This window comes from Streptomyces sp. URMC 124, from assembly GCF_051386455.1.
GTDB lineage: Bacteria > Actinomycetota > Actinomycetes > Streptomycetales > Streptomycetaceae > Streptomyces.
Genome location: NZ_JBPQTS010000653.1, coordinates 1 through 236 on the forward strand (window position 1 = coordinate 1; position 236 = coordinate 236).

Annotated in this window: 1 protein-coding gene; it reads left to right on the forward strand. The window is 52.5% G+C overall.

The annotated features are described in order from the left end of the window. Positions 1-236 (forward strand): hypothetical protein (locus ACSNOG_RS34050; protein ID WP_436756528.1); only part of this gene is annotated, 236 nt, incomplete at both ends.

The window sequence follows — 236 nt, forward strand, 5'->3', positions numbered from 1 at the left end:
GCCGTATATCGGGCTGCTCGCGGCTGATTTGGCCTGCGCATTCATCGTATCGGCCATTACGCTCCTGCTGCCGTTATGCGTAAGGTATATTACGATCAATGTCCTGGAGGAACAAAGGCCGGATGCGCTCAGTCAGATCTACTTGATGGGGGTGGTCATGCTGGGTATGGTGATCATCCACACCCTGTGCGATATGTTCATCTCCTATAAAGGGCATATGATGGGCGCTTACATGG